At 31.2% G+C, this 25,477-nt stretch carries 17 protein-coding genes; 9 read left to right on the top strand and 8 right to left on the bottom strand.

The window, feature by feature from the left end:
- Nucleotides 1-24: 24 nt before the first annotated feature.
- The 8 genes from CER22_RS25165 to CER22_RS25130 all read left to right on the top strand — a co-directional run bounded on the left by CER22_RS25165 (nt 25) and on the right by CER22_RS25130 (nt 10,897).
- On the top strand, nt 25-2,175 hold the full coding sequence (locus tag CER22_RS25165; RefSeq protein ID WP_088609897.1) for a peptidase domain-containing ABC transporter: 2,151 nt from the start codon (nt 25-27) through the stop codon (nt 2,173-2,175).
- Nucleotides 2,159-5,182 carry a type 2 lanthipeptide synthetase LanM family protein gene (locus tag CER22_RS25160; RefSeq protein ID WP_088609896.1) on the top strand — a complete coding sequence of 1,008 codons (3,024 nt, stop codon included), beginning with the start codon at nt 2,159-2,161 and terminating at the stop codon, nt 5,180-5,182. The genes CER22_RS25165 and CER22_RS25160 overlap by 17 nt, the downstream gene beginning before the upstream one ends.
- 30 nt (nt 5,183-5,212) lie before the next feature.
- On the top strand, nt 5,213-5,401 hold the full coding sequence (locus CER22_RS25155) for a class II lanthipeptide, LchA2/BrtA2 family (protein ID WP_065211595.1): 189 nt from the start codon (nt 5,213-5,215) through the stop codon (nt 5,399-5,401).
- A gap of 79 nt (nt 5,402-5,480) precedes the next feature.
- On the top strand, nt 5,481-5,666 hold the full coding sequence (locus CER22_RS25150; RefSeq protein WP_142293558.1) for a class II lanthipeptide, LchA2/BrtA2 family: 186 nt from the start codon (nt 5,481-5,483) through the stop codon (nt 5,664-5,666).
- A 76-nt stretch (nt 5,667-5,742) separates the two neighbouring features.
- Nucleotides 5,743-8,526 (top strand): type 2 lanthipeptide synthetase LanM family protein, encoded by a 2,784-nt coding sequence (locus CER22_RS25145; RefSeq protein WP_179211935.1) that lies wholly within the window; start codon nt 5,743-5,745, stop codon nt 8,524-8,526.
- A 29-nt stretch (nt 8,527-8,555) separates the two neighbouring features.
- On the top strand, nt 8,556-9,419 hold the full coding sequence (locus CER22_RS25140) for an ATP-binding cassette domain-containing protein (RefSeq protein WP_179211934.1): 864 nt from the start codon (nt 8,556-8,558) through the stop codon (nt 9,417-9,419).
- Between the two features lies 1 nt (nt 9,420).
- Nucleotides 9,421-10,140, top strand: a complete 720-nt coding sequence (locus CER22_RS25135; RefSeq protein ID WP_088609892.1) for a hypothetical protein — start codon at nt 9,421-9,423, stop codon at nt 10,138-10,140.
- Between the two features lie 46 nt (nt 10,141-10,186).
- Nucleotides 10,187-10,897, top strand: a complete 711-nt coding sequence (locus tag CER22_RS25130; protein WP_088609891.1) for a flavodoxin family protein — start codon at nt 10,187-10,189, stop codon at nt 10,895-10,897.
- A gap of 41 nt (nt 10,898-10,938) precedes the next feature.
- Here the strand turns inward: CER22_RS25130 and CER22_RS33805 are convergent, their stop codons facing one another.
- From CER22_RS33805 to CER22_RS25095, 7 genes are all read right to left on the bottom strand, one after another.
- Nucleotides 10,939-11,073: a hypothetical protein gene (locus CER22_RS33805; RefSeq protein ID WP_256943736.1), complete on the bottom strand. Its 135-nt coding sequence runs from the start codon at nt 11,071-11,073 to the stop codon at nt 10,939-10,941.
- A 397-nt stretch (nt 11,074-11,470) separates the two neighbouring features.
- On the bottom strand, nt 11,471-12,547 hold the full coding sequence (gene xerS / locus CER22_RS25125; protein ID WP_088609890.1) for a tyrosine recombinase XerS: 1,077 nt from the start codon (nt 12,545-12,547) through the stop codon (nt 11,471-11,473).
- Between the two features lie 1,222 nt (nt 12,548-13,769).
- Nucleotides 13,770-14,807 carry a serine hydrolase domain-containing protein gene (locus CER22_RS25115; protein ID WP_088609888.1) on the bottom strand — a complete coding sequence of 346 codons (1,038 nt, stop codon included), beginning with the start codon at nt 14,805-14,807 and terminating at the stop codon, nt 13,770-13,772.
- A 298-nt stretch (nt 14,808-15,105) separates the two neighbouring features.
- On the bottom strand, nt 15,106-16,896 hold the full coding sequence (locus tag CER22_RS25110; RefSeq protein WP_088609887.1) for a helix-turn-helix transcriptional regulator: 1,791 nt from the start codon (nt 16,894-16,896) through the stop codon (nt 15,106-15,108).
- Nucleotides 16,897-16,900: 4 nt separating this feature from the next.
- Complete coding sequence (locus CER22_RS25105; RefSeq protein WP_088609886.1) at nt 16,901-17,491, bottom strand: sensor domain-containing protein; 591 nt, start codon at nt 17,489-17,491, stop codon at nt 16,901-16,903.
- Between the two features lie 439 nt (nt 17,492-17,930).
- Nucleotides 17,931-19,262: an erythromycin esterase family protein gene (locus CER22_RS25100; RefSeq protein WP_088609885.1), complete on the bottom strand. Its 1,332-nt coding sequence runs from the start codon at nt 19,260-19,262 to the stop codon at nt 17,931-17,933.
- A gap of 534 nt (nt 19,263-19,796) precedes the next feature.
- A complete protein-coding gene (locus CER22_RS25095; protein ID WP_088609884.1) occupies nt 19,797-20,969 on the bottom strand; it encodes a serine hydrolase domain-containing protein in 1,173 nt (390 codons plus the stop codon).
- Between the two features lie 577 nt (nt 20,970-21,546).
- Here CER22_RS25095 and CER22_RS25090 point away from each other — a divergent pair.
- Nucleotides 21,547-23,583 carry a serine hydrolase gene (locus CER22_RS25090; protein WP_088609883.1) on the top strand — a complete coding sequence of 679 codons (2,037 nt, stop codon included), beginning with the start codon at nt 21,547-21,549 and terminating at the stop codon, nt 23,581-23,583.
- Between the two features lie 617 nt (nt 23,584-24,200).
- Here CER22_RS25090 and CER22_RS25080 read toward each other — a convergent pair.
- Nucleotides 24,201-24,773 (bottom strand): hypothetical protein, encoded by a 573-nt coding sequence (locus CER22_RS25080; protein WP_088609882.1) that lies wholly within the window; start codon nt 24,771-24,773, stop codon nt 24,201-24,203.
- Between the last annotated feature and the right edge of the window lie 704 nt (nt 24,774-25,477).

Here is a 25,477-nt window from a genome sequence, read left to right as displayed (position 1 = left end):
AAGAAAGGTTTATATTAAAATAAAATGAAAAAGATTCCAGTTGTTTTACAACTCCAACAAACTGAATGTGGACTATGCTGTAGTAACATGATATTAAATTATTATGGTAGTCGAGAAACTATTTTTAACTTAAGGAATGAATTTGAGGTTGGAAGAGATGGGTTAAGCCTTAGTCAATTAAAACAATTATTTTTGAAGAAAGGTTTTATCTCAAAAATTTACAAAGCTGATATTAGTGGACTTAAAAAACTTCAACTTCCTGCAATAATCTATTGGGAAAACAAACATTTTGTCGTTTTAGAAGAGATTTCGGACAAAAAGATTAAAATTATTGACCCCGCTGAGGGGAAACGAAAACTTACCACCGAGGAGTTTTTAAATAGTTTTTCACATTTGGTTCTAGAGGTAGTCCCAAGTAATGACTTTAAGCCACAATTTGCTGAGGAAGTAAAGCCTTGGGAGGGAATAAAACAATTAATTATAAGTAAACTATCTTTGACTATATTCATTATTTTAACAACAATAACTGTTTTACTACTCAATTTAATTATTCCATACCTCACGCAAAAAATTATAGATGGTGCTTTACTCGGGTCAGTATTTAATGATTTTTCTAGGATTATTTTTAGTCTCCTACTTATATCTATATTGCACCTAACTCTATCAATTACAAGAGGATCTCTTATTATTAAACTGAACATCTTTTTAAGTGAAAAGCTTATGGGGAACACATTCCGTCATTTATTACGATTGCCATTTAAATTTTTTGATTTACGGTCTCCAGGGGATTTATTGTATAGACTGAATAGTCTTATTGGAGTAAGGGATTTGATTTCTAGTAGTTTAATACCAGGAATCGTTGATTTAGGTATGATGTTTGTTATTCTAATTTATTTGTCTTCAAAATCATACATAATTACACTTATAAGTTTAGGGTTGTTATTTTTTAACTTTTTAATTTTAAGTTTAAGTAGAGCCAAGGTTGCTGCAGCAGTAGATAATGAACTCGTTGAGCAAAGTAAAAGTCAGGCTATCCTGACTGAAATTCTATTTTCTAGCTTATTTATTAAAATTGCAGGGTTAGAAAATAAATTTTTTTCTAAGTGGGAATTTAGTTATAAGAAAAGTTTAGAGAAATTTAAATACCGTTCTCAGTTGCAAAATATAATAAACTCTTTATCTGGTAACTTTCAACTTATAGCTCCTGTCATAATTTTAGTAACAGGTATAATTTTATACCAAAATAATACATTGACACTAGGTGAAATTGTAGCAATTCAAACTATTACAACAATGCTATTTAATCAATCTAGTTCGGTATTTTCTGCCTATACACAGCTTATTTTGACTTCATCTTATTTAAGAAGAGTGAGTGACATTACAGGAACTAAAATAGAGTCTTCTAATAATCTCATTAAAAATTTCAAAGTTAATGGAAATATAGAGTTAGAAGATGTTTATTTCTCATATACAAATATGAGTAATGATATTATCAAGAATATTAATTTATCTATTAATAGTGGTGAAAAAATTGCCATTGTTGGGAAATCTGGTTCTGGAAAAAGTACATTAGCAAAAATCATAGTTGGACTATATAAACATACCAAAGGAAATATCTACATAGATGGTCTGAATATCAATTCTATTGATCAAAGCGTATTACATAAACAAATCGGTATTGTTCCACAAGATATTATGTTATTCAATAAAAGTATCTTTGAAAATATAACAATGGGGAATGAAAAATTTACATTAGAAGATGTGCAAGAGGCAGCAAGACTTGCAATGATTGATAAAGAAATCGAAAACATGCCTATGCAGTATAATACGGTAATAAGCGATATGGGATTGAACTTATCAGGTGGTCAACGTCAGCGTATTTCTTTAGCTAGAGCTCTCATTAATAAACCACGAATATTAATATTAGATGAGGCAACAAGCTCATTAGATCAAGAGAACGAGTTTAATATTATGGAGTATTTTAAAAAGATTAAGTGTACAGTAATTATTATAGCTCATCGACTTTCAACTATTATAGACGCCGACAAAATATATGTTATCGATGATGGGAATATCATAGAGACTGGAACTCATCATGAATTAATGAATCAAGGTGGCTTCTATTATCACTTATATAATAAAAAAGGAGTAAGTGATTATGCCTATAATCAATAAAAAAAATGAATTGAACAATTGTATGCAATTGTATCCTGAGTTACAAAGTAAAGAAGAACTAGAAGATTTAATTTATAGAGTTTCATCAACTACTATAGATGAGCTCTATGAGAAAAGTAAAAATGAAAATAAAATTAACTTTAAATACCATAAACTAAATACTGAAGATGTAATTGATATAGGTATTTCATCAGATTTACCTTTCGGTTCATTTTGTAAATCTATCGTTATCGATCCTTTAAATCTCTTTTTTAAAGATTTAAAGGAAATCAAAATTATAAATAATTATACCTACTTTACAAAAAATGTTGCCGATCAGCTAATCTCAAGAATATGGGAATTATCATATAAAACTTTAATTGATGAATTGAAAATTTTAAAAAATGAACGATTATTAATTGGAGAAACAGAAGAAACACGGTTCACATATTTTCAGGATATTTTATTAAAAAATGATGAATATATAGAATACCTATTAAATGATAATCAAGAATTATCAAACACTTTGCGTATTATCATAAACAGAAGTTTAAAAAATATTTTAACTATTTTGCATAGAACAGAAGCTGAATGGAATAACCTATTAACCCGATTTTGTATCAATAATGATGCGAAACTTACCCTTATTGATGTAGGAATGGGAGATACTCATCAAAATGGCAAAACCGTTTGTACACTTCATTTTTCAGATGATTCACGAATTATGTATAAGCCAAGAAACTTAGAGGTGGATCAAGCATTTCAAGAGTTTTTGAAATTTCTGAATAAAAAGAAAGGTTCTAAATTTAATACTGTTAACTTTTTTTCTAGTGGTTCAGATGGATGGATGGAATTTATTTCACAAAAAGAATGCACTGAAGAAAAGCAAATTAATGAATTCTACAAAAAAACTGGACAGTACCTAGCCATACTATATGTTTTAAACGCAAATGATATCCATTATGAAAATATTATTGCACACGGGGAAAATCCAATGTTAATTGATTTAGAATCTTTATTTGTTCCAAAACCTAATCATTATTTCGAAGAATTTGACAGCAGTTTTCAAAAGGCTCAAGAATTTTTACATACATCTGTAAATAGTATTGCACTTCTACCAACAGAAATAACTAGATCCGTTAATGGCACTGATTTATATGCAGATTTAGGCGGTGTGAGTTTTCATAAGAAACAAATATCTCCCTATAAATCAGTAATATTAAACAACAAAAATTTAGAAAGTATGGATTTTTCTTTAAAAAATTTAGAATTAGAACCAAAACATAATAATCCAGTTTTAAATGGTGCAACATTAGAAGCGTATGATTATATTCAAGACATTCAAAATGGATTTAAAAATATGTATGAATGGGCCATTGAAAATAAAGAAGAATTAGTAAGTAAAATTCAACAATTATTTAGTGGTAAAAGAATTCGTTTCATCAATAAGAGCACTATGTTTTACTCGAAATTATTAGACATGTCAACATACCCTATTTTTAGTAAAAACTCTTTTTATAAAAAGTTATTATTCCACAGGGTTGGTTTAGACGGATTTAAATCGGGAATCCCTTTCTTAAAACACGAATATTACGATTTGTTAAATATGGATGTTCCTTATTTTTCTGCAATAACTGACAAAAAAAAGGTTTACAATTCTAATGGTGATGATATGGGGGACATACTAGATAATACTCCTTTAGAACGTTGTTTAACAAAGATAAGCAATTTATCCTTAACAGATCTTTCAAAACAACTAAAGTTAATCGAAATGTCATTTTTAAATAAACGTAAAGGACATGAAGATTGTACTGAAACCTCATTTGTACAAGTAAAATCTAGTCATCCAAAACACACTATAAATTATCATTCTTATCTGAAAAGCGCTAAGAATATCGGCGATCATTTAATTGATGAAATGATTACTGTGGATGAAAATGCATATTGGATTGCTTCATCCCTGGAAGGAGAACAAGAAAACATCTGGTCTCCAGGCCTCGTAAGTTTAGATTTATATAGTGGAAATGCTGGAATTTCGATATTTTTAGCACAATTATACTCATATACAGGCGAAATAAAATATAAAGATGCTGCTTATAAGGCAATTGAACCTGTAAGGAAATTTATAATAGAACTAGAAGATAATAGTCAACTACCTTTTCCTCTAGGAGTATTCTCTGGAACTTCCGGTTATTTTTATGCTATTTATAAAATCAGTATTTTACTAGAGGATACTAAACTTAAAAGAGTATTTTTTGATAATATTGATAAAATAAAAAGTTTTGTCATCAAAGATAAAACTTTTGATGTTATAGGTGGCGTAACAGGCACAATTCACATGTTATTAAATATTGCAGCTAATTGTCATGATACTAAGAATAAAAATCACTTAATTCATCTTTCGATCGAACTGGAAAAACATTTACATCAACATCCCGTATTTAAAGAGCAAGGGAAAATTTATGCTGGTTTTTCTCATGGTATAGCAGGAATTATGTCGTGCTATGCATTATTATACAAAAATACAAAAAAACAAATATACAAAAATAAAGCTGTAGAATTAAGAGATAAATTAAATACTTTCTACTCTCCAGTTCAAAAAAACTGGTATAACAGCAACCAAAATAGTGATATCAGTAATGGTTGGTGTCATGGAGCTCCTGGTATACTACTCTCGTTCTTAATTTGTATGGAGTGTGGAATAGAAATAGATGAAACGTATGTAAAAATTGCCGTAAATAGTACAAAAGGTAAAGGCTTAGGTAATAACATTACTTATTGTCATGGTGATTTAGGTACTTTATCTATACTTGAGAGATATGCGAATCAAGTAAACGATTCGGTTGTCTCTTCACAAGTCGAACTAACATTTGAACGTCTACACCAACAATACTTAAAAGAAATAGTTAGTAAAAATACAATTAGACATTCATATTCATTTAGCTTAATGATTGGTATAACTGGTGCTGGTCTAGCTTTAATTAATAAATTGAATAAAATAAGAACTAATATTCTATGGATTGATTAATCCTTTCTTACTTGAAAGGGGGTGAAACAAATGTTAAAAGAGGAAAAATTAGAAAAAATCACAGGACTTATCCCAGAATCAGAGCTTGAAGAACATCTTTCAGGAGAAAGTAGCGGTGCAGGGACTCCAGCTATTACTACTGCAATTAGTGCAATTATTGCAGCAACTGCACAATCTCCATGTCCAACATCTGCATGTTCAAAATCATGCAATAAATAATTTTAATACATAATATAAGAACAATAATTTATGTATTAATTAATTCTATTTTAACTTGGAAAGGAAATGATGAATCGTGATGAAAGAACAAAAATTAGAAAAAATCACAGGACTTATCCCAGAATCAGAGCTTGAAGAACATCTCTCAGGAAAAAGTAGCGGTGCAGGAACTCCAGCTATTACTACTGCAATTAGTGCAATTATTGGAGCAACCGCGCAATCTCCATGTCCAACATCTGCATGTTCAAAATCATGCAATAAGTAATAAATAGGTAGTAAGTAGCAAAATAGATTGTTTCGATGGTTAAATCGAAACAATCTATTTATTAGGAGGGAAAACTTTGTACAAAAAAATTATAGAGAAAAACATAAAAGAATATGAGAATATTTTTGGGGATTTTTATAGACCAATTTTACTGGATCTAGAAGATATAATTGAAAATTTGCTTAATACATACATAGAACATATAAACGAAAAGGAAATAATTCTTAATGATATTATAAATTCCTTATTATATGAATTAAATAGAATCTCATTCAGAACTTTATTATATGAATTCCATTTAACTAAAGATGACAATGAAGTAAATGTCCAAGACCACCACTTTAAAAATTACATTAAATCATTAAAAGATTCAAATTATATCACATCAATATTAGATAAATATGAACACCTAAACGAATTAATTCAACAAAGAATTCAATTTAAAATAGAATTAATTGAAAAGATTTTCCAACATTTTTCGAATGACAAATCTAAATTAAAGCAACATATAGACAATAAAATTCATACCATACATGGGATTGAATTTAGCCATGGCGATTCTCATAATCAAGGTAAGTCGGTAACTATCCTTCAAACTAATTGTGGGAGGTTAGTATATAAACCTCATAATTTATATACTGATCAATGGTTTTATGAAATTTTAAATGTTTTAAAAGAAGATATTAATATTGATATGCCAGAAATCCCGCTATTTACTGTAGATGATCATGGATGGCAGGGTTTCATATATCACAAACCATGTACAAAAACAGAAGAACTTTCAAATTATTATTATAGAATGGGAATATACTTATCCGTTTTTTATCTTCTTAAAACAGATGATATCCATTATGAAAATATTATGGCCTCTGGGGAATATCCTTTTATACTTGATCTAGAAACTATAGTCGCTAATAAAAAAATTCATCGTGACGAAGAAAAAGAATCTTTAATGTATACTTTCCTAGAATCTATAACTAACTCCGTCTTAGGAACAATGATTCTACCGGTAAACTATAAATTTTCACCATTTGATGTGGATATTTCTGCATTATCTACAAAAGAAGCCGAATCAAACGTATGGTTATCTTATGTTATAGAAGATGCAGGGACAGATAATATTCGATTAATAAAGCAGCCATCTCCATTAAATAAAGAAAATAATAAGGTCATGTTACATAATAAAGTAGCTAATCCTTTTGACTTTCTTAATATTATTGAGAATGGATTTTCTCATGGATATGATAGTATTTTAAAAAACAAACATAGAATTACAGAAATGTGCCATTCAAATCTAGTAAATAAAATTCAGGTAAGACATATCCCGCGAGCTACGAGTGTATATGCAAAGTTTTTAGATGCTTCTACGCATCCCACTTACCTTCGCAAAACCGAAACAGTAAAAATGCTATTTAATAGATTCAAAAAAGGCACTTCCTTTACAGAAGTAAAACAAGCTGAATCAGAAATATCAGCTTTACTTAGCCATGATATCCCTTATTTTACTCAACCGTTAACAAGTAAAAGCCTGTACTGCAATGAAATGAGTGTAATAGAAGATTATTTTCAAGACTGCCCTATCGATTTAGTCCTTAATAGATTGAAAAATATGGGTATTAAAGATAAAGAAAAGCAAGTATACTACATAAAAATGTCAATGGTCACTGATGGAAGTAATAACCTTAGAAATATTCATGGAAATAAAATTCTAGGCTTTAAAAATACAGAAATTGATAGTATTTTAAAAGAAGTTGGAGATGAATTGATTGATACAGCTATTATCTATAAAGATACTTGTACGTGGATGATACATGAAGTAACAGATAACAAAAAGGTTTATATAGGTCCTCTTAATTATTGTCTATATGATGGTGCGGGATTACTTCTTTTCTTATTAGAATTAGCTTCGTATAGTAATAATAAAAAATATTTACAATATGCTGAAATGGGGCTTAAAGGATTAGTTACTGATATAGAGCTAAGTAAAATAGATTCACATTCAGTATTTCATGGAATTGGATCCTACCTTTATTTATACGCAAGATTTTATAATACTACACAAAAACCTGAGTACTACCATAAATTACTAGATGGTGTAAAAAATTTAAATATAACATACAAAAAAGATATAAACATAGATTTTATTGGTGGATTATCTGGAATGATAGTATTTCTAACAAATTGTTACAGGGCATATGGTGATGAGATTTTCTATAAAAAAGCAAACGAGTTCGCTGAATTAATGATTTCCGTTTATAAAGAGAAAACAGAGTTTTTAAATGGCCTTGCCCATGGGCGTGCTGGAATTTCATTATCTTTAGCATCATTATATGAAATAAATAATGACTACGGAATTAGTAATGAAGCATATAAAATCATTAAACAAGAAAATCTTTATTTTAATTCTAATGATAATAACTGGACAGACTTAAGAGAATTTATTAATACTGAATCAGTATACTGGTGTCATGGCGCTCCAGGCATTTCATTAGCTAGAATGAAAACAATACAATACCTAGGTATAAGTGATTTACTAGATAAAGATTTAACATGTAGCATTCGTAAAACCCTTCAAGATGGATTTTCTGATTCTCATGATAGTAGTTTATGTCATGGAGTATTTGGTAACTTAGATATTTTAATAGAAATCAACAAATATAAAAAATGCGAAACTTTAAGCCATTTTATTGATGCTACATTTTCTAGTTATATAGATAATCTTACTAAGTTTGGATATCAATCTGGGATAAAAAACTCTTTACCTATTAACAACTTTATGCTTGGGAAATTTGGAATTGCTTATACTTTACTTAGATATAAGAATAATAAAATCCCATGTATATTATCTTTAGACATTTAAGTAATAATTATATGAAGGGAAGATATCTTTTGAGCATTGAAATTACTAATTTATCAAAAAACTTTAATAAAAGAGAAAGAGTCTTAGACTCTATAAACATGAATATTAAAAATGGTGAAATAGTTGGGTTAGTTGGTCCTAACGGGGCGGGAAAAACTACATTAATGAAAATTATCTCAGGACTCATTGTACAGTATAATGGTGAAATCAAATTCTCTCAAGAAGAATATACTCAAATAGGTAGCTTAATTGAAAAACCAAAATATTTTCCTAATAAAAGTGGTTACTATAATTTGAAATATTTTAGTCAGTTATATAGTGATAAAGATAATAATATTGAAGAAATTATACATTCTCTTCAAATGGAGAATTATTTATCTAAAAAAGTAAAAGATTATTCCTTAGGGATGAAGCAAAGGCTGGGAATTGCTTTAGCTTTGTTAAACAATCCAAATTATTTAATATTAGATGAACCAACTAATGGAATGGATCCTAATGGGATTAAAAGTATCTTAAAATATATAAAAGGGTTAACAAAGAAAAAAAATATAGGGGTTCTCTTATCTAGTCATATTTTAGATGATGTAGCGGATATTAGCGATCGGGTTTACCTAATTAACAAAGGACAGATTATAAATGAATATTCTAGCTCAATTACTCCTGAAAAGACTATTAAATTTACTTTTAATCAAGAAATAATTATTGAGGCAACTAAGATTTTATCCTATTTTGGATTAGTAGAGAAGACGTCAAATACAATTTCATTGACTACCGATAAAGATTTAAAAATATTATTAGAAAAGTTAGGGGAAAAAAATATTTACCCTCAAGATATAGATGTAAAAAAAGATACTTTAGAAGAATTTTACTTTAAGAATATAGGAGCTGAGTAATATGAACTTTTCAAGCTATATTAGGGTGGAATTATTTAGAAATATAAGTACTGTATACCTTTATCTAGCTATTATTGCATCATTTATTTTTGGAGGTGGAATAGTCTATTCCATTTACTCCTTAAATGGTCCATTTCATGCACATAATGTTTCGGGTCTCTACTCAACTATCGCTGTTCTTGCATTAGCTATATTTTGTGTGAAAGTTGTTTCAATAGATTTATACTATGGGACTATACAGTTAATTTTTACAAATAAACAGAATAGACATTTGTTCCTTTATACAAGGCTAATCATTATAACAGTTATCTCAATTCTATTTGGCATCGGTTGTATATCCTTGCTATGGATAAATGATGTATTAAACCATCAAGGATTCAATGTACAAATTGTTTGCAACACATTATTTCATTATTTTTTATTTGGGATTTTTTACACCCTTTTATTTTTATTAATTTCTATTTTCTATAAAAAGCCTATGAATCTTCTTATAATTGCATTCTTTACAATTGTACTCACACCAAGTATCATTGGAGCAATTTTAAATATTCCTGGTTTGCCTTCTATATTAAAAGAGGGGATTATGGTGTTGCCCATATATACCTTACCTATAAAAATAGCTGATCTATCGTTAAGTATAACTGATATATTTGTAATTATCGGTTCGAATATTTGTTTGTTTTTCTGGATATTCTATACTCTTCCTAAAACTGATTATTAAAACTCATCCTTTTTAAACAAATCGCAATTATAAATGAGGGGATTTTATGAAAAAAGTAGTAGCTTACGTTGCTTCAAGGAATAACAACAGTCGTACTGTTACAATTACAGAGAACTTATTGACAGAACTAAAAAGGAGTTTGGATCATCGAATTAATATAACACTTATTACACCTCTCACACATAATGTACTCCCTCCAACGGGATGTAAAAGTTGTTTCAATCACGGAATTTGTCCTTCTGATTCTTTAATGAATGACGATACTAACTTAATAAAAAAGGAGTTACTAGAAGCAGATCTTCTTTTTCTAGTCAGTCCTGTTTATTCACATAATGTTTCTGGAGACATGAAAAATCTAATTGACAGAATCTCTTATTGGGCTCATATTTTTAAATTAGCCAGTAAACCAATTATACTTTTGGCTTCTGCAGAAAGTAACGGGGCAAAATACGTTATTAATTACATGAACAAAGTATTTAGTGCTATGGGAGCTACAATAATTGGACAAGAAACGTTTTTAAATACAGTGGAAAATTCATACAAGGGGAAGGTTGATAGTATTATAAATCTGTCAAAAAAGGTCCTTTCACAAAATGTTTTTTTATCACCTACTGAACAACAAGAAAACTTATTTCAATATTTAAAACAAACTATTTCCACTTATAATAATGAACATTTTGAATATAACTATTGGTTACAAAATGGATTATTTAAAAAGAATAGTTTAGAGGAATACTTTATAGAAAAACAAAAGTGAATAAAAATAAAATAGCCTTTTTAGGGCTATTTTATTTTTATTCACTTTTGTTTCTTGGAATATTTTCCGATTATGAATCCTGCTGCTCCTCCAATTATAGCAGCTACAATACTGGAATATAATAATCCAAACACTACAGCAAGTCCTAACGCAAACACAAACGACTCTGAATTCATTAAAATCACCTTTCATATTTAATATTATTCAAATAGTACCAAATTATTTAATAAAGTTAACAACTCCTTATTTATTATTTTAATTCTGAATTACAAATTTTTCAAGGTTGCTATCAAAATATAAATCTATGAAAACTAATTATATGTATATGGTGTAAGAAGAAGTTAAACAAGATACAACGACATCTAAAGATGGAATTGATTATTCTTACGACTAATTTTAATTTATAAAATATCTATTAAGAGAGAATTTTATATACCAGTTAAAGGTGGTTTTAAACTATGTATTTTTTACACAATAAAATCTCTTTTAAAACGAATGATAAATAGCTTTTGAACCCTTATCTTAGTGTGATGGCAAAAAATAAAAGTTCAGTAATTTTTCATTACTGAACTTTTATTTTTTACTCTTTCCTATTCTTCCCAAGCTATCTTTAATAGTTGTTTCCCCAAGTTGTGTATATAACAAAGCTGTATCTTGACTGGTATGCCCAAGTTGCTGCATGACTTGTAACGAGTCTTTTTCTTCCATATATAATTTATTTGCCAACGTGTGTCTTAATTTATGAGGAGACATTCTTTTACCATAAGACTTAGTATATTTTTCTACTATATCTTGGATAGCTCTAACCGAAAGTGGCTGTGCAGTATATTTATACTTCGATAAAAATACATTTTTTAATTCTGTTCCTGGAGCATATTTGTTATCTCTAATTTCCATATATTTTTCAAGATCATTCAATGCAATGGGGGTAATCCATACTGAATCTTCTTTATTTCCTTTGCGGATTACATCAATTAGTCTTTCTTTTAGGTTTATATCCTCCATACGAAGATCCGCTAATTCACTTACACGAATACCACTACCAAGAAAGAGGGAGAGGATAGCTACATCACGATCTTTATCTCTTAGGAAATAGAACAACTGATGTTTTGTTAAAGATTTTTCATGTTCGTACTTAACGTAATTCAAAAATTCTTGATCGTCATCATTATGAAATATCTTAGATCTCATACGTTTTGCACGGGCATTTAATGTTTCTTTATCTTTATGTATTTCTATTTTAGCCATTACATTTCTATAAAAATAACATTCTCCATCTTCATTCTCTGATAGGGAGGTAAGGTACTTAAATAAAGATTTTAAGGCCGAAATTTTTCTGTTAACAGAGGAATTCTGCATGTTTTGTTGTAGTTTTAGAAACCTCATAAAGTTCTCAACATCTTTTTTCTTTAAATTCTCCAAATCAGAGAAGGATATGTCTTTAATGGGCTTAAATTCAATAATTTGTTCAGATATTAGCCAATTAAAGAAGACTCTAAAATCATATACATAATTCAGTAGGGTGGAGGGAGAGGCATCATGCAATTCTTTGTACTCCACAAATTCTTCTATGTAAAAGGGCATTTCATTTAAATTCTCGTATAATTTCTTACGATGTACGGATTTTTGACGTTGTTTACTGTAATCCATAAAAATCACCTCATATATACTATAACAGAAAAGGCACACGAACACAAGTTCGCGTTAAATTCAATTTTTACACAGACTTATTTACATAATTATATTATGGGATGCTAAAATATACTCGAAATTGAATGGTATAGTGTAGTTAGTCAAATGAAAATTATAGCTAACTAAGTGATAAATTTGTATAAAACCATAAAAATTAGTGTAAAAACTACATATAAATGTATGTAAAATAAAACAATTTATATATAAAAATTCATACAAATAATCAATATATGAAAACAGTTTAAAATTCGTTATCTAACATGAATTGGCTAATTTAAGCATGATTATGAGGGGTTAATTAGATGAACTTAAGAAAAAATCTTATAAATTAAAATGTAATTTACTATAAAAAATATTAATGACTAACTTAGCATTTAATGATTTCTATATAAAGCATGAATTATATAGACACATACCAATATAAAGAGATTCATGCTAACGAGCTTAAAATCCCTAAATACTGTATTAGATTGTTATTTATCTATCTTATTGTTCGTAAAATTGGTATTTCGTGCGAAGTTGTGGGGAGTTTGTTTTTACTCCTTCTTATTAACTTTTATGCTCCTCTAACAAAATACGTCATTCACTTTACCCTTTCATCAGTCTCAGTATCATTTAGTTTCAGATACATTCCACTATACATATTAATAATGATTATAGGACATATTCATCATATATATATGATGAAATGCAAAACAATTAACTTTAATTGCTTAACACTAAATAGATTGTATTTTTTACAAAACTTGATTGTTTATGATGTCGAAATAGAGTGTTTCCTTTAGTGCTTTTATATTGTACTTGGTTTAGCTGATCATTCTGCTAAATGTGATATTAATACAGCTTTCAAAATATAACTTCTAAATTTCTCTTCCATCTCAATAACATAAGTATTCTTTTCCATTTGAGATTCACTACACTCTTTAGTTTACAAACACCTATAAGGTAGGTTATGTAAACTAAATGATTATGAACTATTATGGGGCTATTATCACATGCCCATCAAACTAAGAAAAGCAATTACCTTCAAAAGTAAAATTTTATATTTATAGTATCCTTGCATTCTCATTTTGATTTAATAAGAATGCAAGGATACCCGATTTTTAATCTTACCACAACAATTATAATTATTATTCTGAAAATTAAAAGTACAACTCTATTTTTTAGCTAAGTCTATCTTTTACTTTTCTAAAACAATTTTAGCTATTTCATTAGCATATTTTTTAGAGTCAAATTCATCATAGTTACTTAGTACCGCAACAGTCAAATATTCTTCAGGAAACCAAATGAAGTGTGAACTATAACCTGCCCAACGTCCGGAATGTTCCAAGTATCGACAGTTAAAACCTTCTTTAACCTTAAGTCCAAAAGCATAATCTTCTTTTTCAATAATTCCCTCTCCAGTTGGAGAGATTTTCGAACCCATTTCGCTCATTCGTTTAACAAGGTCTTTTCCACCAACCGTACCTGTAGTTAAATTCTCTCCCCATTTTACTAGGTCTTCAACTGTTGTATGAACTGCTCCATCCCCTGTATGTTCCCAAGGGCTTTCATAGATTTCATATGTTCCTTGCTCATTCTTCGAATATCCGCTTGCAATTGATATAGTAGTTGGGTAGTAATCCACAATTGTTGTAGCCCTCATATTTAAAGGGTCAAAAATATGATCCTTTGTAAACTGACGTAGAGACTTGCCACTTACCTTCTCTATCACTTGTGATAATAAGAAATATCCTGTATTACTATACTCAAATTTTGTTCCAACTGGGAACCTTTCAATTTGATGACTTTTAAGGTGTTCTAGCGATTCTCCCACAGTTAATGTATCAGTATATTTAATATTTGCTGCTTCAGCTAATTCCATATAATCAACTAGTCCACCAGTGTGATGAATTAGGTGTCTCAATGTTACTGGTTCAGCATATGCTCCTATAAAAGGGACAAACTTTACAATTGAATCATCTAAACTCAATTTCCCCTCTTGTTCTAAGAGTAATATAGAAAACGCAGTAAATTGTTTAGAAACTGAAGCGATATTAAAAATGACTTTTGTAGTTATGGGTAGATTCTTCTCTATAGAAGCTAAGCCAAATGCACCTTTATAAGTTACTCCGCTATCGAAACTAGCTATATATGCAAAGCCCGGAGCTTGTGGTGAAAACTTTTTAAACAATTGTTTAATCGATGTATGTATCTTTTCATTATATGTATTATCCATCTCAATCACATCCCCTTCCCTTTAAATGATTAGGAATATATTAACCTGTGATCTTTATCCTATTGAATTGAATCCAATTCAACCCCGTATCGGATTACATAAGAAATTCTAGAAGCTAACAGTTGTAACTTTATTCGTATGCCAACTATCTTTTCTTCACATCAATAGTGATAGTCCCCCATATTTCCTTCATCAAAGCGAAATAATCCCCTATAGAGACATTCAAATTACACTTTTTAAAATGTAGCTCTTAAATAGAGAATTGTTCACGTATCCTAACAGTCGACTACGTTCCCTCTTACAAAAGTAATCCTATTTCTTTTGCTTTTTGCACGGCTTCTTCTCGATTTTTGACTCCCAGCTTCTCATAGAGATTGGAAGCGTAATTTCTTACTGTTCCGTTTGATAAGTAAAGTGTCGAAGCTATTGTTTTATAACGGCTGCCTTGTGATAACAGTTTCAAAATCTCTAGTTCGCGTTTTGTTAAGCCATACTCTTTTCCATCTGATTTTGATGCAAAAGGTTCTATTTCTTTAGTTTCTTCCCACATTCTATGCAACAAGTCATGATTAATGAGCGTACCTCCCCGATTGACTAGGCGAATTGATTCGGCTAATTCACGCGAATCTATGGATTTCAACAAATATCCATCCGCACCATTTCGTATGATTTCCTTTACCTTTTCTGTATCCTGAAATGTTGACAGAATGAGTACACGAATGTCCGGCCATTTTTTCTTAATCATTTTTGTCGTGTTAATTCCATTCAGATTGGGCATCTCTAAATCCATTAATACTACATCTGGTTTCAATCTTTCACACAGTTCCACAGCCCTGTCTCCATCTTCAGCCATTCCCACTACTTGTAAATCCTCCTGACCATCCAAAATCGTATGAAGACTTTCTCGAATAAAAGAATGATCATCGACAATACACAAGCGGATTTGTTCACTAGACAGTTGTACTTGTTTTGGTAATACACATGAAATTAAAGTCCCTTCCCCTTTCTTAGAATAAACAATGACTCTTCCTTGCGACTGACTCACGCGCTCTTTCATTGCAGTTAATCCAAAACCATCCTTCCACTCTTCTTCCCCGCATCCATTATCCTGTACATCCAATCTTATCTGTTGTGGTTCAAAGTGGAGTGACACAGTGATTTCTGTGGAATGCCCATGGCGAACAGCATTTGTTAGTGATTCCTGCAAACTCCGATATAGCGTCATTTTTGATTGTTTGGAGACCATATACTCTTCCCCTATTATTCGAGTACGTACATTGACCTTTGCATGTTTCTTAAATTCCTCTGTCAATTGTTGTAATGTGATAGGTAAGGGGAGCGACTCTTGTGATAAATCCATTTGATGCAAATACAGCCTTACTTCTTCCATACTATTACGGGCCAATTTTAATAATGAATCAAGCTGTTGCTCTCCTTCTTTAGTCTTTAATTCCGTACGTAATGTTTCCATACCCATAATAATTGAAGTATAGGAATGTCCCATTGTATCATGTAAGTCTTTTGAGAGCCTATCACGTTCCTCCAGTAATGTAATCCGCTCAACTTGGGATACATATTGTTCTAATACACGTTTCTGGTTCCGAATGGTTTCACTTTGACGGTAATTAATAGCCAGCAAACGAAAGAAAGAACCCATAGCAAAAGCTAAACTGAGTTGTAGGATGATTACCCATAATTCTGTTACTTTGGAAAATATAGTAATGAGCAACGGGAACAAAACAATTGTGATAGGACCCGACCAGCGGTAAGATTTATGAGCGCTATTTGCTGCAATCATAAAAGTTGGCATTAAAAAAGCAAGATACGCTGATGGAAATAATAAAGTTAAATAGAAACACACTCCGCCAAATAATATTATTTCAGTAAACAAATAATAGCGATAACTGAACATTAAACAAATCCAAGGTACTGAAAATGAAACGACTTCCCAAAGAATTATGATCCAAAGTGGTACGGTCAAATAATCTTGTTGTTGAATAGTGGCTGATATCAATGATAGCCAAACAATAAAACGTATACAAATTAAGGCCCAATCATACCAAAACCATAGTTTCAAAGTCTTAAACAAATTATCACTCCTTTATAGCTTTAAACATGGAACGCGTATACATTCCAATAATTCGAACTAAGCAATTTCCAATAAGATTATGTATCCAGATGAGAATGAAACCAACAATCATGACAAAAATTGCTGTCTCCCATGAATTCACAGCAATGCCCAATAAGTATATATTAAAATATCGAAAAAGTAAGGGGGTAACAATACATATTAGTGGCATTACATACAGTAAAACAGCACATATAAGACTCATTATTCCGACAAAAAATTTCTGCATGAGCCAAAAAATAGCCCTCCAGTTGCTATTATTAAGGATTGTATCTCTCGCTTTAATCCATTTATTTCCCGCCTCTCTTATTCTTGGTTCGAATAAATCTATCGATATATCAGTATAAACTTTCGTCTGAATACGTTCATACTGAATAAACGTATGAGTTGTTTGTAGCACCCATGACAACAAGGGAATACCCAAAAAGATAATCGTCATTACTAATGCAAATGTAATGCTGACTAGATAGAAACAAAAGTAAAAGAATCCGGATACAAAGGTAAATAACAAGAAATAAAAATCTTGCAAAGTTTTTTGAGCTGATGCTTTTGTCATTAAAATCTTTCCTCCTCATTCATTGCTAATGCGTTAAAAGCTACTTTTTAATTCTAAGTATTTTTCTGTCACATACGGTAGTGTCAAAATGTCATGGTTTGTATGACATAACTATTAATATAGTCTTATCCACTCAATTTATTTGTTTTTTTATAAATATGACAGAAGTTCACTATCGACTATGACTAGTGGTTTGCTTCACTCTGTTCATACGCTAACGAGCCACATACTCGTTATGCTAAAGATAAGATTGTGCTCCCGATTTTATCTTTTTTCTTTGCAGATTTTTTAATACAAAGAAGGAATCCTTAAAATAAGGATTCCTGAAAGAAACGAAGTGTCATAATCAATTCCTTGTTTTCATGCATCATATTTATAATTTCCTTGGTCCCTCATTTTATCTACTAAATAATACATAGTATTAGATTTTAAGAAATTCTTAATGATGTAGTTGAGATGGACTCACTTTTTGAATTTGAACAAGTATATCAAACGATTTACCTAATGATATATCAACATTTTTTGGTATATCAGGCCCTTCGGTAGTTATCCCAGCAAAAATTGGATGTTGTTCGTTTAACCAAGTTTTTGTCACCACGTTTGCCTTACGTAAATCAATAAAAAATTGATTTTTTTTAACTTGTCCAAAGATGTAGTTATAACTGTTTGGATCATCTGATTTTAATGTTCCATATGGGCCAAATTCACCGTCACTATTATAGACATTGTATTGACCTTCATAAACTGATGTTCCAATAGATACATACCGTTTTCCATAGTATTCTGCTAAATGCTGCCCAGCTACTTTAGGGTATATAAAAGGAATCATATTTGTTTTCGAGACATGTCCATTATGGCCCCATACAATGGTTTTTCCTAAATGTTCTTCAGTCCACTTCGCATTTTCATACATTGCAATATCATGTTTCAAATAAAAATCTGATAGTTTATCAGGATATGATGCTAACATTGTGGTAAATTGTTCAATAATACGAGCATTTTGCTTTATCCATGCGAACTCTGTGGAGTTTCCATTTAAATAACTTTTATGTTGTTCTAATAAAGCAACAATTTGTTTAGAGTCTGAAATATACTTTTCCTTTTCTTCTTTCGTAAGACTGCCAAAGGTATCTATATCCTTCGTTACAGGAATAAGACCTTTTGTCTTCTCTTCTACTCTAGACGCAAGATTGGGATTGTTTCTTTTTATATACTCTATTATATTATTATAAACATTCTCATTTACTGATTGAATATCCATCCCAATGACACGTACTTTAGATTTATGTTTTGGATCGGCATTATATTGCCGAATCCAATCAAGTAAATCTAACATTTCTTTCGTTTTAAATACAGATGATAGATGTTGGCTTGGGTTTCCCTTACCAGTAAGAACATATCGATCAAGTTCCAAAGCTCTGTCCCACCCCTCTTCTACAACTAAGTTGGTAAAGCCCTTTTCAGATACTAAATAATTAACAATACGGTGTTTCATCGTAAAAACTTCATGAGCTCCATGCGTAGCTTCACCTAAACCTACTATTGAAGCTGATCCTACTATATTGTTAAATGGTTTTAAATCATTAATCGGTGCAGTTGGATTAGTTGTTTTTAAAGGCTTTGCATGTGCTTCCAACCATTTCACTATTTGATTTGTATTGTAGGAAGCTGTAACAGAAGCTTCTATTTTCAAATCTGCATAAGTATTTCCTACAAAATTAGTCAATGTTATAGTAGAAGCAACAATTGCAAAAATTATTTTCTTTTTCATAAAAACCTCCTGAAATACCTCTTTATTAATTTTTGACATGCTATAAAGACTTCCGTTTAAACAATTAACTCTTACTACTGTTAAGATACATTTATTCTAATTCCTAAAACTCACTTATTTCTTAATAGGTTCTTAAGAAATCCTTAATTCATTTATGTAAATATAGAACCAAATAACCTTCAATCTAAAAATAATAGAAGTAGGTTATTTGGTTATTCATTTCATGAGCTTAATGCTCAAGTTAGTCACTTTTCACATAGTTAATCTATATTAGAAAGGAATACGTTTTTTGCTACTTGATTACGAGTTTTAAGATTCCTTAAGTTGGTAGCGATGGATACTCCCCACACTCATCAAATAAAAAAAGGAACTGACATCTCAAGGTGACTACCTATAGAGAAACAAATCTTTGTTTAGAGGATACTTTAAAACCCTAGTTTGATGGCGACATGGCGGCCCTTCATGCCTAACAACTTAAGACCTTGCTTATTCATTTTTTAGAGTAAGCTGTTTTTATCCGGTTTTCCTTCTTACCTACTTGTTAAATTCAGCAAGTAAAATATTTTTAAAAGGATCAGAATTACTATGACTAGTTTTATGGCCATTCAAATTGATAGCCAATAAATGCTTGCCTCCAAGTGTGCCTCCAGCAAAAGTAGAAAACCCTGGAACACCGCCTGCGTGTCCCCATATCGAGATACCGTTATGAAGTTTAGTTTCATAGATTCCAAGACCATATCCATCGATTCCTTCTATTCCTGTAGGAACTGTAGTAAGCATTTGTTTTAGTTGCTGTTCCTTCAGTAATTTGCCACTGAGTAAGTAAGAGAAAAATTTGTTTAAATCGTCTGCAGTAGAAATCATATCCCCAGCCGAGCTAGCTATACTTGGGTTAAAATAAGTAACGTCTTTTAGCCCACTTTCTCCGTCATATCTTACATATCCACGGGCGTGCTTAGTGCCTGGAATAACCGTTGAATTACCAGGTGAAAATGTATTCGATAAGTCAAGTGGTTCAATAATTCGATTTTCAAATTCTTCTGCATAGCTGTTTCCAGTTACCTTTTCAATAAGCATACCCAGTAATATGTATCCTGTGTTTGAATAAGACCAACCCTTTCCCGGAGCAGAGTCTGGGGGAAGAGAAATCCCCATATTTACGAGTTCTTCAGCCGTATACGCTTTTTTTGTATCTTTCATATCAAAGTCTTGTGACTTTATGTAGTCAGCAATACCACTTGTATGATTTAATATCTGCCGGATCGTAATTTGGTTACTATCATATCCGTTTCCTTGAATGACACCAGGCAACCATTTTTCAATAGAGTCATCTAAATTCAAGCGGTTTTCTCCAGCTAATTGAAGTAGCACTGTTGCAGTGAATGTCTTTGTCGTACTGCCAATGCGAAAGCGAAAATCTGCTTTCATCGGCTTCTTGGTTCTCAGATCCGCTATCCCAGCGGTATAACTCCACGTTTTTCCACCCTTATAAATTTTAGCAAGTATTCCAGGGTATCCAAGTTGTAGTGTATCCCGCATTACTTGCTTAACAGAAGTACGATCACGTTGGGTACTTGTTTGTAACGAACTGGATACATTCTGCGTGGTCTCTGCTTTTACAATTGAAGTTGGTGTTGTATATAATACAGTACTTCCAACTATTAAAAGTGCTAGACTTGAAGATGTAATTTGGCTATGTGTTTTCATAAAGTATTCCTCTCCTCTATTTATATTGCATAGTTAGTTGCTTGCTGTTTCGTATTAATCACACAGCTATTATCTCCACCAATGACTAAAAGCCAGAATTGAATTCGTAATCATATTCATAATTATTATTTTTACAAACTCCGTTCTGTCCCAAGTAAGTCTCTCTATTTCCACATGTATGTTAACTGTTAACCCTAGAAGTTACTTTTATCCTTGAAACACTCTTGTTACTGGTTTTTTTTCGTAAATAGGTCATGCCTGTTTCCTCTTTCACGCCTCTTTATTTTTTAACATACACAATGAAGCTCCCCCTCCTCATTTATTATTAATGGGTAATAAACTGCTCCTTAATTCTAAGAGTTTTTCTGTCACATACGGTAGTGTCAAAATGTCATGACTTTTATGACATAACTATCAAAACAGCCTCATCCACTCAATTTTTGTTTTTCTTTATAAATATGACAGAAGTTCACTATCTACTATGACTCGCCACTTGCTACACTCTGTTCATAAGCTAGTGAGTCGCTAACTCGTTGAGCTAACAAAAAATCCTAATTAAATAAAGGAGCGTTCAAAAATGAAACAAGCAATTAACAAACTGGGGATCGTTGCAATTCTTCTCTCTTCTTCAACCATGATTTCTGCATGTTCCCAACAATCAATAGAAGGAGAAACATCAAAACCATCGGTATCCAAAACTAATATTGAAATGATGAAAGGACCCAATGATAAAAAAGAAATAGAATCTTTTGCTGATCCATTATTTGAGGAAAAAATGAAGAAATATAATGTGAATGGTTCTAGTTTTGTTGTCGTTCATGATGGAAAGATTGTTGTTAATAAAGGGTATGGATATGCTGATAAAGAAAAGAAAATTCCCGTTACTAAGGACACGGTCTTTCAAATTGCTTCAGTCTCAAAAACTTTTACTGCCTTGGCTGTGATGCAACAAGTCGATAAAGGAAATATTAAACTAGATCAAGACGTACAAAAATATCTTGGTGGATTACAAATTCCTAATCAAACAGGGAAACCTCTAACACTGTTTGATATGCTCACTTATACCAGCGGATTTGATTTTCCCGACCTTTCAAATATAACTGGACCTGAATATATCGATATTGAGAATAGTATACCAATGAAGGAATTTTTCTCTAAACATATGCCAACGGTGGTACGGCCACCAGGGGAAGTTTATACGTATGATAACGTCTCATTTGCGCTCGCAGGGTTTGCAGTAGAGAATGTTACTAACATCCCTTTCTCCAAATATATGGAAAAGAATATTTTCAAACCATTAGATATGAATTCTACAAGTATGAGCTTCACGCCTGAACTTCTAGAAAGAATGGCTACACATTATGGTCCCACTGGCGGACCGATCCCAACAAGTGGGAGCGGTTTAAGGGATACACCACAAGGAGGCATTTTATCTACTGCAGAAGACATGTCAAAATACATGATTATGCAACTACAGAAAGGCAAGTTTAAAGACAAAGAAATTGTAAGTAAAAAAAGCATAGATATGATGCATGCCTATCAAGTTTTTGATGATAAGACCAACCCTGTTGCGACAATTGGATTTGAAACGCCTTTTAATAAATTTGCTAACGGTCAACACGTTGTAATGAAAGGAGGAAGTATGCCTGGACATCAATCACTGATGATTTTAGTGCCTGAACAAAAAACAGCGTTCTTCATGTCTTATAATAATGATTCGATGATGAGTATAGACGTATATGAAGCTCTCATGGATCACTATTTCCCTGCTAAGAAGAATGAAGTAAAATCAAGTTATCTCCCATTAGAGGAAAAAGAAGCTTATAAATACTTGGGCTTATTCCAAAATACGCGTTTCGCTGCAATTCGCACTCATTTTACTTATGAAAATGGGAATTTAGTCATGGAGGGTGGAATAACTGGAAAACAAGTTCTCAAAATGATTCATCCGTTGTTATTTGAAGATTCGGAAGGCAACAAAGTTGCTTTCAAAAAGAATTCAGCTGGAGAAATCACATATTTTCACTACGATTCTCCTAAAAGCCTTGATTTTGTAGCAGATGCCCAGAGAATTAACAACAAACCATCTTTTGATGACATTCCACAAAAGAGTAACTATAGAAGTCACATTGATAATCTTCATGCCCTAAATATTATGGGTGCTGAAATAGATAATCAATTCAATCCGATGGGAACCATGACACAAGGAGAGTTTGCGGATACGTTGTTACTTGCTCATGGATGGAACGGTTTTCCAGACGAATCAAAAGAGGCAAGGGAAAAAATTATGAATGGAATTCCAGAGTATAACCGTGCTACTCCGATTACCCGACAGGTCGCAGCAACCATGATTCAAAACGTAAAGAAAATTCAAGACTTGAAAACGATTCAACCTGACAAAGCTATTAAAGTTAAATTACTTGATGCCGCAGATGACTGGGCAGTCCAATCGATTCAGGCACTTGCCTCCCAAGGAATTCTAGACCCTGATACTTCCATTAATGCTGACGGATCCTTTATGTTCCGTCCGAAAGACCTGTTACTGCGTCAAGAAGCAAGTGCTTTGCTGGATTTAGCTTTTAACTATTATGCACCGCCTATCAAACGAAAGTAGATATTCATCCTAAATTGGATGATGGAATCTCATCAGCATCAAGCTAAAATATAAAAAAAAATTCAATTTTATAAGATTTTATGAAAACGGAAACGATTCGAAGTATAATCCGATGCATTTGAAGTTTTTGTATTTAAAATAGGAACCTATTAGGAAATATAATAGGTTCCTATTTTGTTATATAAATGATTTTAACTTTGATATAAAAGGTTAATAAATCTAATATTTTTTATCATATAAAAACTCCTTCCATTTAGGAAAGAGTCTATATAATAACTTATACAATTTTAAAACACTCCAATCTATAAGCTCTTTTTAACTTTATCAAAATTGTAAAATGATTCTCTTTCTCTTTGGACTATATATTCAGTGATTGCCCATACCCCTTTTTTCTGACTACGCGCTTCGCTCTCTACCTGTTTAAATTCATCGTATAACGCGGTGTTTGGCTCTTTTTTATATATTTGCTATAAATAATTTTATGTAATCCGTTAAATTCTCTACAATAATTTCTTTAGGGATAGGAAGATCTTTTAATTTACGTCTTGAATACCTTATAATAACTTCCAAAATTAGAATAATAAAAGCACCCTTTCGAGTGCTACTTAATGTTTATATTAAATACTTGGTGGAGCATCGATTGAAACATTGATATCTGTAGGACTCCCGAATATAGAGATCCTTACACCATCAACCATCATATTTTCGCTGTCTTTATTTGATTCTTTTCCCTCAACCATCTTGTCTAGTTTATCTGACCATGTTAATCCCGTAGCTTTTATCATAGCTTTAATAGTATTAATGTCTGGCGTTCCATTATATAGCATACTATCAATCGTTTTACCGTCTCTTCTTAGATTCACACTAACCCACTTTGCTTCTGATGTAGTATCTTCAGCTTTTTTGTAATAAAAACGATGAGTTTTCGTGTCTTCTTCAAGTTCAAGATTGAAAGGAAGTATTTGAATCCCTTGACCAGCTAACTCATCTTTAATCTTATTGTAGTTTTTTAGGTATTGATCTGTAGTCATATCTTGAAAGGCGAATTTTTCTTTAGGTTTTGCTTCTTCTTTTTTGTAGTTAGGTTCAGATGATTTTGTTTCAGTAGCAGTCTTTTCGTTTGAACTACAAGCTGCCATCCCCACAAGTAATGCACTACATGTTAATGCTGTAAGTAATTTTTGTTTCATTGTTTTACCCCCAGTATGTATTAGTTATATAAGCTAGAATATAAGGTTTCACACCTCATGTTAGCAAACAAGTTATTTGTATATTGTCATACTTTGTCGAAAGAAAATAAAAAAAGAGAGCCGCAGCCCCTCATTGATTAATACGGTAAAATTATGTAAAGCTTTACCTCTAGCGCATGGAAATGATTTCTTTTATCATGAAATCAAATCACAATATTCCATTATTCTCACCTAAGAACCTTACATAATAATCAAGTTGCTTACAGAAATTCTCTCCTTGGCTTTCAGATAACGCCCCATACGTTTTTTGAACACCAATTAGGGTTATTATGAGGTGCTAAACTTAAAACTTCAGGAAGAAGCACAGACTAAAACTCCTTGTTTTCACGATATAATTCTCAGCTAAATTCATAAAAAAGAGCTGGAATTCCCAAGCTCTTTTAAATATCACTTAATAACTTTATAACCACCATTTTTCCTGTGGAAGAATCCCCCCTTTCAAACGCAATATCTAAATATTATTATATAACAAAATATGTTATGTAATTAATATAAGATAGTTATCTATGGGAATTTAACATATTTTTTCATTTTGGGGGTAACATATTTTTTAGCTTGATAGAGGTGTGGTGGATCCCTTTTTTAGAAGTAAATACTTCTAAAACCTTGAAGTATTTGAAAATCAATTTTATCTGCTTTTGTCC

The sequence above is a fragment of the Bacillus sp. K2I17 genome, assembly GCF_002209985.1.
In the GTDB taxonomy this organism is placed as follows: domain Bacteria; phylum Bacillota; class Bacilli; order Bacillales; family Bacillaceae_G; genus Bacillus_A; species Bacillus_A wiedmannii.
Note: the sequence above shows the minus strand (reverse complement) of the source record. Positions and strands in the feature narration are given on the sequence as shown.

Excerpts from the sequence above, each read along its gene's own strand:
- CER22_RS25165 (WP_088609897.1), top strand. The coding sequence starts at position 25 with ATGAAAAAGATTCCAGTTGTTTTACAACTCCAACAAACTGAATGTGGA.
- CER22_RS25160 (WP_088609896.1), top strand. The coding sequence starts at position 2,159 with ATGCCTATAATCAATAAAAAAAATGAATTGAACAATTGTATGCAATTG.
- CER22_RS25155 (WP_065211595.1), top strand. The coding sequence starts at position 5,213 with ATGTTAAAAGAGGAAAAATTAGAAAAAATCACAGGACTTATCCCAGAA.
- CER22_RS25150 (WP_142293558.1), top strand. The coding sequence starts at position 5,481 with ATGAAAGAACAAAAATTAGAAAAAATCACAGGACTTATCCCAGAATCA.
- CER22_RS25135 (WP_088609892.1), top strand. The coding sequence starts at position 9,421 with ATGAACTTTTCAAGCTATATTAGGGTGGAATTATTTAGAAATATAAGT.
- CER22_RS25130 (WP_088609891.1), top strand. The coding sequence starts at position 10,187 with ATGAAAAAAGTAGTAGCTTACGTTGCTTCAAGGAATAACAACAGTCGT.
- CER22_RS33805 (WP_256943736.1), bottom strand. The coding sequence starts at position 11,073 with ATGAATTCAGAGTCGTTTGTGTTTGCGTTAGGACTTGCTGTAGTGTTT.
- xerS (WP_088609890.1), bottom strand. The coding sequence starts at position 12,547 with ATGGATTACAGTAAACAACGTCAAAAATCCGTACATCGTAAGAAATTA.
- CER22_RS25115 (WP_088609888.1), bottom strand. The coding sequence starts at position 14,807 with ATGGATAATACATATAATGAAAAGATACATACATCGATTAAACAATTG.
- CER22_RS25105 (WP_088609886.1), bottom strand. The coding sequence starts at position 17,491 with ATGACAAAAGCATCAGCTCAAAAAACTTTGCAAGATTTTTATTTCTTG.
- CER22_RS25100 (WP_088609885.1), bottom strand. The coding sequence starts at position 19,262 with ATGAAAAAGAAAATAATTTTTGCAATTGTTGCTTCTACTATAACATTG.
- CER22_RS25095 (WP_088609884.1), bottom strand. The coding sequence starts at position 20,969 with ATGAAAACACATAGCCAAATTACATCTTCAAGTCTAGCACTTTTAATA.
- CER22_RS25090 (WP_088609883.1), top strand. The coding sequence starts at position 21,547 with ATGAAACAAGCAATTAACAAACTGGGGATCGTTGCAATTCTTCTCTCT.
- CER22_RS25080 (WP_088609882.1), bottom strand. The coding sequence starts at position 24,773 with ATGAAACAAAAATTACTTACAGCATTAACATGTAGTGCATTACTTGTG.